Below are 11,562 nucleotides of genomic sequence, written 5' to 3'. Positions count from 1 at the left end.
GGTGACGTCCCGGGGGGTGGTGTAGCTGGCGGTGGCCATCGGGTTTCTCGGTAGGGTCGGGTTGCTGACACCAACCTGAACCGAGGGATGTTCCCGATGACTAAACCGATGATGGACTTCCGCGCGCTCGTGGAGAAGAGCGGCGACGCGGACCTGCTCCGCGAGATGATCGGCTTCGCCGCCGAGCGGCTGATGGAGCTGGAGGTCGGCACGAAGACCGGTGCCGACTACGGAGAGAAAAGCGGAGAGCGCCTTGCACAGCGCAACGGCTACCGCGATCGGGACTGGCAGACCCGAGCAGGGAACGTCGAGCTGCGCATTCCGAAGCTGCGCACGGGGAGCTATTTCCCGTCCTTCCTCGAACCGCGACGCTCGGTGGAGAAGGCGCTGACGGCCGTCATTCAGGAGGCCTACGTCCATGGCGTCTCGACACGGTCCATGGACGACCTCGTGCAGGCCATGGGGGGCACCGGCATTTCGAAAAGCCAGGTCAGCCGGTTGTGCGAGGAGATCGACGAGCGGGTGGACGCGTTCCTGACGCGGCCCATCGAGGGCGAATGGCCCTACCTCTGGATCGACGCGACTTATCTCAAGGTTCGTCAGGGCGGGCGCATCGTCTCCGCGGCCGTGACCATCGCAGTGGGCGTGAACACCGACGGGCGGCGCGAGGTCCTGGGCATGGCGATCGGAGCGTCCGAGGCCGAACCCTTCTGGACCGAGTTCCTGCGCAATCTCGTGCGCCGCGGGCTGGGCGGCGTGAAGCTGGTGGTCAGCGACGCCCATGAGGGGATCAAGGCCGCCACGGCCCGGGTGCTTTCCACTACCTGGCAGCGCTGCCGTGTCCATTTCCAGCGCAATGCGCTTGCCCATGCCGGAAAGAGCAGCCGTAGGGTGGTTTCCGCCTTCATCGCCACCGCCTTCGCCCAGCCGGACCACGCCACGGCCAAGGCTCAGTGGCGGCTGGTGGCCGATCAGATGCGCTCGAAGCTGCCGAAGCTCGCCAAGCTCATTGACACGGCGGAAGAGGATGTGCTCGCCTACATGACCTTCCCCGCCCAGCATCGCGCCAAGCTTCACAGCACGAACCCGATCGAGCGCCTGAACGGCGAGATCAAGCGGCGCACCGATGTCGTCGGCATCTTCCCGAACGAGAGCTCGATACGCAGGCTCGTCGGCGCGATCCTGATGGAGCAGACCGAGGAATGGACCGTTCAACGTGGCCGCTACCTCACGCTGGAAACGCTCGCACCGGTCTGCGATGATGCCATAGTCAGCCTGCCTGCTGCGCAGCGCGACTGACCAGCTCGGCCCGCCTCTGAGCGCGAGGCCCGCCACCAGCTACACCACGAGCTGGGACATCATCCGGACGCACATGTTCCGGTCCTCCTGCGCATTCCCGCCATCGACGCACCCGCGCAGCGGATATCAATTCCTGCCCCTGTGCGGTCGTCTCGCCGCAGTCAAGGACGGCCCAGAGCTGCCGTTCGCCTCTTGACCGAACGCTGCGCAGCAGCTTCCCCGCAGCGGACGTTGGCAGCCATGTGTAGCAAATCGACCGCTTGGATGGCGGCTGTGCGGAGATACCGTTGAAAAAGTCGGCTGCGGAGGCGGGTCAAGATAGCGGCACCGAACGGCGAACCGCCTCCCTTCAGGCGGTTCCGGGCTCTGCCGGGATCAGCTTCGCCATCTTCCGTAGGTTCTGGGCGGTGGCGGCGAGGAGGAATTCGTCCTTTGCTCCGCTTGGTCCTCTGAGGCGTAGCCGGTCGAGCTTCAGGATGCGTTTGAGATGCGCGAACAGCATCTCGACCTTCTTGCGGGCGTAGCTCGACGCCACGTAGGCGTCCGTCTTCGCGATCGCCCGCGCCATGTCCCGCGCATCTTCGTGGACATGCCGAGCAATCTTACGAACGGCCTGGTTCGGTGTGCATCGCGCCTTGAGCGTACAGACCGAGCAATCGGCCTTGCTGGCAAAGTAGCGATAGGTGTTGTCCTTGCAGAGGCCGGAGCGCGGCTTGGTCATGGTGCGCCAGTACTTCTTCAGCTTCTTGCCACCCGGGCAGGTGTACTCGTTGGCTTCGGCGTCGAAGACGAAGTTCGTCGCCGGGAACGCACCATCCTGGCGGGCGGTCTTGTCGAAGACAGGGATGTGCGGCGCGATCTGCTGCTCCTCGACCAGCCATCCGAGCATATCTGCCGAACCATAGGCGGTGTCGGCGGCGAGCCTCTCGGGGTGGAGGTCGAACCGCTCACCGACACGCACCAGCATGTCCCGGACGGCACCGACCTCGGCCTGCCGGATCGGGGCAGTCGCGACCACGTCGACGATTACCGCATGTTCCAGGTCGACCAGGTAATTGGTGCTGTAGGCGAAGAAGGGTCGGTCGCCATTGGCCCCGGTGAAGCGCGCCGCGGGATCGGATGGCGAGATCGTCTTTGGCTGCACCGGGGTCGATGCCCCGAAAGCGGCATCATCCAAAGTGTCGAGATAGTCCCGGGTGGCGCGGGACGCCTGTCTCGTCGCATCCCAGTCCTCGAACTTCTGCTTCGAATACCGGCTCGCGTCGGCCTTGATGAGGGAGGCGTCGGCACCGAACGCCGCGCCCCCGACCAAGCCCTCCGCGATGCACCGCGCTAGCACCGTCTCGAACAGATGCTGGAACAGGTCGCTCTCGCGGAACCGTCCGTGGCGGTTCTTCGAGAAGGTCGAATGGTCCGGAACGCGGTCGGTGAGATCGAGGCGGCAGAACCAGCGGTATGCCAGATTGAGATGGACCTCTTCGCAGAGGCGGCGCTCGGACCTGATCCCGAAGCAGTACCCCACCAGCAGCATCCGGATCATCAGCTCGGGATCGACCGAGGGCCGTCCCATCGCGCTGTAAAAGGGGGCAAGGTGATCCCGGACGCCGCCCAGCTCCACGAACCGATCGATCGAGCGGATCAGGTGGTCCGCCGGGACGTGGTCCTCGAGAGAAAACTCGTAGAACAGAGCGCCCTGCGCCGATTGTCGAGACCCCATCATCGCAGCCGCCCTCCCGCCATGAGAGAACTGAATCAGCGCTCAACGCCCCAATCAAGCGGACTTTTTCAACAGTATCGGCCGTGAGCTGACGTTCGGGCCAAGCGCAGCGGATGGCCGATCAGTTCAATACCCGCCGTCCGTGCCGAACGCATCATTACTGGGAGCGCTTATTAAAATAGTTGGGAACCTATTGCCAACGAGAGCATCGGTCGGTTGGGAGGACTGTTCGAGGAGTGAAAAATTCTGGCTACCGTTCGAAAAGAACTGCCAATCCTCAGATGAGCATGAAGCCGAAGCCAAAGCCAAATTTATGGGATACACACCAGTTGTCGCTCGAGCTTTCCTTCGGCCTCGCCCTTTATCGGTCGGCGTAAGTCAGGCCGATCATGCTATACTTGGGAGGGTTCAGCTATCTGGAACACCCAGCCGTCGAGTGGAATGTCAGTTGATACGTCGCTATGACTATCACGCAATAAGTTATGGCGTTCGAGTGCGGCCTCCCGGCCCGCATAAATGCGCGCCTCGAGTGCAGCATCACCACCCTGCCGCCTCAGTGCCTGGGTAAGGGCATCCCACGTCCCGCAAAGTCTGCAGGGTTTTGCTTCGAGTTGCTCGACCTTGTCGCCAATGAATATCCGCATGACGGCAGCGAGACCGTCAGGGTCTACAGATCTGTCGCTCGCCTTGCTATCCAACAGACTGTTGGCAGCTCGTTCGAAGAGCCGGAGATTCACTAAGACATTATAATCGCGCGGATAAAAAGACAGAAGCCGCTTGGCAAATCTCCCTTCGCCCAGCCAATTGCGTACGTCCGTTAGATTTTCAAGGATTCCGTCCGATACCGCATCGATCCCTTCGAACATGGCATCAAGCAAACCGGCACTCTCGGCTCGTTCAAGCAGGCGCGTCCAGCTCTTGTCACGCCAAAATCCGTTACATCCGAGTTTATACTGGAGCAGCAGCTCGAAGGCCTGCATCAACGCGGCCTCAGGCAGTGCATCGACAAGCTCAAGAAGCTCCCCTTTTTTTCCAAAACTCGCGATTTCAACAAAGCATTCACCGAACAAGGGATGATCCGGGTTCCTCGCAATCGCGCTCACGATCCTTGGCCAAGCAGGGTTTTCTGAATGATGGGTCGCATACCACCAGAGTGGTTGCGGATCGCCGCGGTACATCCGGATGCAGGCGGCAAACAACTCTGCGCCGAGCGCACTATCGATCTCTTCGGCGGTACCGTTCAAAAGCTTGGCAGCACCGGTCAGTTGTTCGACGAGTAGCTCAGGAGGGCTGCCGCTTGTCAGAACCGTGGCGGCGAGCCAACACTTGTCTGATCTGTCTTCCGCGAGCGCCCCGGACAGTAGGGCTTGTTCCTCAGGGCCGAGGTCATCCCAATATGTGACCAACCATTTCATTGTGACGATACGCGCGCCGGTGTCTGGGACACCGATTAGATCGCGCAGTAGGGAGAGGCGTCGTTTCGGTTCCAACACGGCGAGCAGCGGTTCGACGATTGCAAGTTCATATTCATCCAATGTGCGATATGCGAGCCGCCGCTGTAGGCGATGCGCCCAAGCTTCTATCGCCAAGACGAGCGCATCTGCGGGCAGCACCTCAATCGCATCTTCCAGCACCGCGTTCAGGCGGCCGTTCCGAAATGAAACTGACACCGGCAGATGCTCAATTACTGTTGGTAGAAGTTCGGCGAACAAAGCCCAAGGTGGCGCCTCGCCAAAATATTCTACGCGATTAAATAGGACTAGCCGGTTGAAAAGGACGCTGGCACAGCCGGTCGATTGTGCCTGTGCTTGCAACATTCCGATCAGCGCCCGGCGCCGGCGCCCTTCGAGTGTCGCCCAGTTGGACGCGACATTTTGAAGAAGGGCAATGCTGATCGAAGGAGCGCGGTCGTGCGCAAGCCATTCAATTATGTCTTCATCGTCTTCGCGGGGTATTGCGAGCCAAACGCCAGCCGCCGCGCCGCGGATGACGGCTTCGTCAGCGCGAAGGAAGCGACGGCAGACAGCGGCGCTCATCGCTTCGGGATGGACTTCAAGAGCGAGCAAGATACGTCGTCCAAGAGCCAAGTCGAGACCGAGCGGCTCGTCGGCATCGATTGCGTCAAGATAGGGCTGGATCTCATCGATAGGTGAGGCCGTGACGAACATCTGCCTCTGATTAGCGATAAATCCGGTCCCATTTCTGACGTCGATATCTTCGAGCTCGATCAACACCTGATCCGCCCAGTCCGGTAGGTGGTCGCGCTGTTCCGGCGTCAATTCGTCCGCCACGTCGATGAGGAACGAAAAGCAGGCGTCGCGGGTTGCCGGGAAAAGTGAACGCAACCCTTTACTCGCGATCGCGAGGATAGATGATCGGTCATCAGGCGCCACCACCGCACGGAGCCATCTCAAATTGCGCGCGGCTGCTAGCGAAGTTGCAGCTTCGACGCAGGCTAGGCTGCGTTCAGCCTGTTCTAATAGCTGATCACGGTCTCTCGGAATGTCAGGACGCTGAAGCGCTTGAGCGCCTGCGCGCAGATAGGGATGGGTGAAGTTAAAGCCTCTCTCGCCAATATCAAGAACGCGTCGGCGCTGAAGATTATCAATGGCATGCTGCTGAGTTTCAGAGAGCAGCGGAAGCTCCGTGTAGGCCGGGGGCGGACGCGGATCTTCGCCGAAAACAATCACATTGAAATCGGGTTTGAAGCCCGGACGCGCCGCCCCACCATTGGCGATGAATGCAAGCTCCGAGATGGCAGCCGCTTGGCCGGGCGCTGTCGCAAATGCCACTGCAGAGAGCATGGCACGGTAACCCGGCGAGGCGCCCGCAAGACCACATGCGAAATCCACAGCATCGCTGCGAGCCTGAAACAAAATTTCGGCGTCGCCCGCGTTGGGAGGCAGGTAATCGAACGTCTGAGCCAGATATGTTAGGGCGCCTGGGTCGCGAAGCTGATCATCTCGTTCGATGAGCGTTACAATCCGTTCAATCGCGGCTGGCTCGATGTCTAGGGATTCAGATATCGCCCGCCAGATTGCAATGGCTCGGTCGGGTGATAGCGGGGCAATCCTTAGCCACGACCAAGCACCCACCCCACACGCTTCAATTGTTGCGGCGGCACGTGATTGGAGCAGGACTGAATCAGTTTGCGCAACGATGAGTCTCCGGTTGGGCGGCAGACGCTCGATAAGTTGTCGCAATGCGCCTAGGCGGGCACTGGCATCGGCAAGTGGCTCACGTGCGCCGAGCGGGTCATCGAGAATATAAAGCCGCGCGGCGCCAATTGTGTCGGTGAGAAAACGCTCAGCCTCGTCGATATGGCTTCCGACCCCAACCTCGAACCCGTGATGTTGCAATTCTCCGCCGATGCGCCGAGCCATCCACGACTTGCCGGCACGAGGCGGCCCGGTAAGCAGTAAAGCTCCTTGATGTTCGAGAAGCTCGAGAAGCTCATTTTCAATTCCACGATCAAGATAATCGGCTGGTCGCACCGCCCGGGGAGCGCGGTGATTCAATTCGTGCTGAAGCGCAGGAACGACATCCTCTTGGCTGCGCTTAGCGGCTCCAAGGTGGTCGGTTAGGCTAGCGAGAATACCGCGGATCGACAGCGTATCGAAGCGACGGTGCTGCAATGTTCGATGGATGCGTACCTCGACTGTCTCTGCGGTCTCACGCTCGACGATGGCTAGATGCGCGAGCGCGCGCGCATGTTGGGCAAGCGGCCGCTCGGCGAGCTTCTGCGCATCGGCACGACGCTTCTCTTGGAGTTTGGTGGGCTTTTTGGGCAACGCCTTCTCGCCGACCGTCTTCACTGCCGCATGCAACGCTTCGGCAAGTGCGTTGGATGTCGGCCGCCCATCGACCAGCGCGCGCGGCGTGCGGTCTAGAACGAGTGGCGCGAGGATGTCGTCACAGCGGGCCGTCATGACAAACAATGCGGCTCGGTTTTCCATATCCATCAAGCGCTCGAGCAGTGAGCCTTTTGCGTTGCGATCTGGATAATGAAGCAGATAGTCCGCGAGCATCGCCATGCTGACCGATCCGGTCGCACCCTTGACCTGAACCTCGACCGTCGCTGCTGGCAGGTCTCCAGTCGTCGGCCAAGAAAGTGTTGCATCTTCACTGCCCTTCTGCTCCGGGACCATCGAAATGAGACCGTCTTCCAGAGCTGCGAGTGCCAGATCCACACATACAAGATCTTGGAAAGCAAATTTTTCAGGGCCGATGATAGCGATTGTCATAGTAAATGCGATACTTCGCGCGACGCTGGCTGACAATAAGCGTCAATGAAGTGGATCTGAAAACGAAAAAACTATTGTCTGGAGATCGCTCATTCTGCAGGCGTTCGGGTCCGATATTGCGCTTAGAGGCCACTTGCTAACGACGCAGCGAACGACCGCTTCCCGCCCTTCCAACACATAAATGGCCACCGCTGGATCGGCCGGTTAGGAAACGAACCGGACCGTTATCGCCCTGAGTAGATTTGCTAGCGCATCGTCCTCTACCGCCGTGTAACATCCGCCATCGAGACCTCGAGCAACAGGCTATCTGCGGCCGCTTTGCCTTCGTACGCCGCCGGCGCCCAGTCGGCCCCTCAATCACCTCCAGGCGAGAAACCTAATCGCCGTTGAGCCGTCCAAATGGACGCTTACGTTGCCGTCTAGTTCCAAGCCAACCCCTTCGCGCATAAGATGTGAAGAGGGGCCCGATCACATCAGCGCTGTCAGAGGGGGATCGGCGTAGCGCTTACGCGTAACATCCGCATCCCTAATATAGGCTTTCGCCGAACTGCCTGTATCAGTGTGAAAACTTGTCTGAGAGAACCAAAAACTCAGGATTAGATCAGACCTTCGGAAACGAGTGACTTTACCGCTTTGTGGTCCAGTGACTGTCTCCCGCACCTATCCAGAAGTCAGTCGGCGTGGACGAAAGTCGGAAACTATCTGGCACGTTTCACCTGCGCCGAACGGCGTAAACAACAACCGGGCTCCGGTCGCGACTGGATGAAAGTCCCGTGGCAGGTCAGTCTCAAGTAGACTGTCCGAAACTACGAACTGACCGGCGGATAAACCGATGGGAGCGGACGCGACGTCGCTCAATTGCGACCTACGAAACTAGAGTCTTAGGAGGAAGTGTTGGTGGACCCTAGCGGGATCGAACCGCTGACCTCCTGCATGCCATGCAGGCGCTCTCCCAGCTGAGCTAAGGGCCCATTGCTTCGTGACGAAGCATGGGTGTCTCTAAGTGGGACGTTCGTCGGTGACAACCCTAAAGTCGACAGCGCTTTCAAGAATTACTAAGCTGGACGCCTCCGGAAACTTCTACCCTGAAGCCGTTCATGGTGATTCATCGACCTCGGGACGAGGGCGGTGGATATGGTAAAGCGGGCAGGGTTTTGGAGTGTTGAGGAGCGGCTCGCGGAGATCTCTGAGGGGGAGATCCGTTGGAGACGCTTAGCGCGAGGCGCTGATCAAAGCCAGTGCGCGTGATACACCATTCAAGGAGATGGATCGGGGCATCAACCAGGCGGGGTTCATCCCACGGTCAGGCCGGATCGTGGATGCCAGCCTTATCGCGGCGCCGCGCCAGAGGAAAACCGATGGAGAGAAGGCCGCGATCAAGGCAAGGAAGACGGCTGCACAGATCTGGCCGGAGAAGCCCGCGAAAGCCGCCCAGAAGGGTGAGCCATGGGTCGCCATCGGTTCAAGAACCATGGCGAACGATGGGCGCTGGACGGTCGAGTACAGCAAGGCTAAGGTCCGCGCGGACAGATCGAAGCCGGTCGACATCGCGATCCCGATCTACGGCTACAAATCGCATGTCGGCATCGAGCGAATGCACGGGTTCGGCCCGCACACTCGGGCGGATCGCGTTCGGGGCCTCACTTCGACGCCAGATCGTCACGGATGCCGCTCAACATGACGGCGCCCGGCTGCGCCAAGGCCTGATCCGGACGGCGAACACAACTCGCGGCGTTTGGGCCGATAGCGCCTACCGATCTGCCGAGAGCGAGCACTGGCTCGAAGCCCAAGGCATGACGAGCCAAGTACACCGCAAGAAGCCCCGGGCGCTTCAGATGCCGCAGCGCGCGTCGCGCGCCAATGGCCGTAGATCGGTGGTGCGTTCGAAGGTCGTGCACGTCTCGCCCAGCAGAAGGCCCGCATGGGCCTAACGATCCGGACCATCGGTATCGCCCGCGCCAAAGCTGCGGTTACGCTCGCCAACATTGCATACAAGATGACCCGCCTGCGATGCATCCAGAGCCGGACCCTGTCCATTTGACGGCCAAAGTCTAGAAAAACCTCGACGAAGGACCGAGGTGGCCGAACGGGCGCCAAGAACCCGTCAGATCGCCTCACCGTCAGCCTCGCAGATCTCAAATTCGCAGATCGGCACGTTACCGGAGGTGTTCAGGTTTATACCGGGATGAGGAACGAACCTCGTCTGCCATTGAGGGGGCATCCATGGACGAGATTATTACCGTCGGCATCGACCATGCCGAGAGCGTTTTCCAGCTTCACGGCGTCCGGGAGGACGGCGCAATCGCTTTCTGATCTTCTCCCGGTTTGGTAGAAGCGGTTAGGCCGCCATGCGTTCCATGGCGGCGAGTGAACGATATCCCAGCGCTGAGTGGAGGCGGTGAGTATTGTCCCAGCCGTCGATCCAGGCGAACAGATCGCGCTTCGCCTCGTTTCTGGTGGCGTAGATTCGGTGGTGGATACTGGCCCGGCTATGGGAGGACCTCGTGGAGGCGCTGAACCGCAGCGGAACCGTACCGGACACGTTCCAGATGATCGACAGCACCGTGATCCGCGTCACTATCAGGCAGCGAGCTCAAAAGGGGGACTCCACGACAGGGTTTCGGCCGCCTTCGGGGTGGTTTCACGACTAAAAATCTATCTCCTTGTCGACGGCGAGGCATTGTCCGCCATCGCTCCGAGGACGATGCCGAGCGGACTGCCCATGAGAACCGAAATCACGCCGGGCCAGACCTCGGACTATCGCGGCTTCGATCTGGTCATGGCCGACAACCTACCAACACTGAGGGCTTTTTTGCGCAAAGGCCGAGCGCTGGATTCATCTCGTGGGTCCAGCGTGGTAGTGGCCCTGCATGAGCAGACCGATCCCGCCAAGCTACGAGAGCAAGAACTGGCCGTCCTACAACGAAGCGCTGAAGCAGAGTGGCTCCCTGGCGATCTGGTTCGATCCGGAGATGGTCTGGGTGCCACCGCCGACCGGCAAGCGAGGCCGGCAGCCGCTATAATAGCGACGCCGCAATTCAGACATGCCTGACGATGAAGGTGCTTTTCGGCATGGTCGACATCGATGCGCCATCGGTTCGAGCACGATATTGATGCGGCAGACGACCGGGTTCGTTGAAAGCCTCTTCCGGCTGGTTGGGCTCGACTGGGCGGTGCCAGATTTCAGCACTCTGGGCAGGCGGCAGAAGACTCTGGCCGTGACCATCCCCTACCACGGCTCGGAGGGGCCACTGAACCTCTTGGTCGACAGCACCGGCATCAAGGTCGAGGGCGAAGGGGGAGGGGCGTCCGGACATCGATCCGGGGGATCGATGTCAGCGCCGAACGGCATGCCCGCAAGCACGGCGGCGCGAAACGCCGCCTATGGCGCAAGATCCACATCGGCATCGACGAACAGACGCTGGAGATCCGTGCCATCGAGAGTTCACTGGCGATTGCCACTGGTCAGAAAGAGCCGGTGGACGGGAGCAACATCGGTGGTGCGCCCATGCTGCCTGAGCTCCTCGACCAGATACCTGCTGATGTTGAACTCGGCACGGTGACCGCGGATGGCGCCTACGACACGCGCAAGTGCCACGATGCCGTCGCAGACCGTGGCGCTCATGCCGTCATACCGCCCCGGAAAAACGCCAGGCCCTGGAAGCCGTCGACCGCAGGCGCCATTGCCCGGAACGAAGCCCTGCGCGCATCGAGATACCTCGGCCGCGCTATCTGGCGAAAATGGAGCGGATACCACCGCCGAAGCCGTGCCGAGACGAAGGTGCATTGCGTGAAGCTGCTGGGGCAGAGCCTCATGGCGCGCGACTTCGATCGTCGGGTCGCAGAACTCCAGTTCCGCGCCGCCGTCCCGAACGGCTACACCGCGCTCGGCATACCCATCACAGAGCCCATAAATAAGTGCGTCTGGGAAAGGGGAAGTACGGGCTTCATTCGCTTTGCGCAACATGTATAACCGCCCCTTGCGCAAGAGGGTTTTTGGAGCAGTTTGGCGCGGTGTCGGGTGCTGACATGTATCCGGCCTCATGGTGCGGCCATCGTCATGCCGCGGGCCCGCATGGTGTTCGCAGATCGGACCCAAATCAAAGCCGCGTGCTCGGAGGCACTCTGTTGCGCTCTGGTTTTCCGACCCCGTCTTGCGACCATTGCGCCAAGCTGCTCTCAGCCCTCCTCCGCTCCGACGACCTCGCGACTGCTGGCAGGTGTTACGTTGCCACAGCCGGAGCCCGGTAGACCTCTCCGCTCTTCATCAGTGCCCAGACGATTCGCGCCATCTTGTTGGCG

General features: G+C 60.6%; 4 protein-coding genes, 1 tRNA gene and 3 pseudogenes. 3 read left to right on the top strand and 5 right to left on the bottom strand.

Annotation, left to right across the window (positions count from 1 at the left end; genetic code table 11):
* Positions 1-96 precede the first annotated feature (96 nt).
* A complete protein-coding gene (locus LX81_RS20995) occupies positions 97-1,299 on the top strand; it encodes an IS256 family transposase (RefSeq protein WP_111537624.1) in 1,203 nt (400 codons plus the stop codon).
* A gap of 349 nt (positions 1,300-1,648) precedes the next feature.
* Here the strand turns inward: LX81_RS20995 and LX81_RS20990 are convergent, their stop codons facing one another.
* The 5 genes and pseudogenes from LX81_RS20990 to LX81_RS23035 form a co-directional block, all read right to left on the bottom strand.
* Positions 1,649-3,019 (bottom strand): transposase, encoded by a 1,371-nt coding sequence (locus LX81_RS20990; protein ID WP_111539206.1) that lies wholly within the window; start codon positions 3,017-3,019, stop codon positions 1,649-1,651.
* A 389-nt stretch (positions 3,020-3,408) separates the two neighbouring features.
* The gene (locus tag LX81_RS22005) at positions 3,409-7,260 is read right to left on the bottom strand and encodes an nSTAND3 domain-containing NTPase (protein WP_146259515.1); all 3,852 of its coding nucleotides are present in this window, start codon (positions 7,258-7,260) and stop codon (positions 3,409-3,411) included.
* 895 nt (positions 7,261-8,155) lie between these two features.
* Positions 8,156-8,231: transfer RNA gene (locus tag LX81_RS20975), tRNA-Ala, on the bottom strand.
* 241 nt (positions 8,232-8,472) lie between these two features.
* The gene (locus LX81_RS22000; RefSeq protein ID WP_146259514.1) at positions 8,473-8,808 is read right to left on the bottom strand and encodes a hypothetical protein; all 336 of its coding nucleotides are present in this window, start codon (positions 8,806-8,808) and stop codon (positions 8,473-8,475) included.
* A 790-nt stretch (positions 8,809-9,598) separates the two neighbouring features.
* A pseudogene (locus tag LX81_RS23035) lies at positions 9,599-9,739 on the bottom strand (IS3 family transposase); the annotation flags it as partial.
* On the opposite strand from LX81_RS23035, the pseudogene LX81_RS23465 reads away from it, so the two are divergent.
* Both LX81_RS23465 and LX81_RS20960 read left to right on the top strand, forming a co-directional pair.
* Positions 9,729-10,057, top strand: a pseudogene (locus tag LX81_RS23465) (transposase family protein); the annotation flags it as partial. The pseudogenes LX81_RS23035 and LX81_RS23465 sit on opposite strands and share 11 nt — an antisense overlap.
* A 73-nt stretch (positions 10,058-10,130) precedes the next feature.
* A pseudogene (locus tag LX81_RS20960) lies at positions 10,131-11,233 on the top strand (IS5 family transposase).
* Positions 11,234-11,562 lie beyond the last annotated feature (329 nt).

Origin of the sequence: Palleronia aestuarii, assembly GCF_003253995.1 — a bacterium.
Lineage (GTDB): Bacteria > Pseudomonadota > Alphaproteobacteria > Rhodobacterales > Rhodobacteraceae > Palleronia > Palleronia aestuarii.
Note: the sequence above shows the minus strand (reverse complement) of the source record. Positions and strands in the feature narration are given on the sequence as shown.

What these genes read in the sequence shown, in the direction of transcription:
- LX81_RS20995 (WP_111537624.1), top strand. Translation starts at nt 97, where the DNA reads ATGACTAAACCGATGATGGACTTCCGCGCGCTCGTGGAGAAGAGCGGC.
- LX81_RS20990 (WP_111539206.1), bottom strand. Translation starts at nt 3,019, where the DNA reads ATGATGGGGTCTCGACAATCGGCGCAGGGCGCTCTGTTCTACGAGTTT.
- LX81_RS22005 (WP_146259515.1), bottom strand. Translation starts at nt 7,260, where the DNA reads ATGACAATCGCTATCATCGGCCCTGAAAAATTTGCTTTCCAAGATCTT.
- LX81_RS22000 (WP_146259514.1), bottom strand. Translation starts at nt 8,808, where the DNA reads ATGTCGACCGGCTTCGATCTGTCCGCGCGGACCTTAGCCTTGCTGTAC.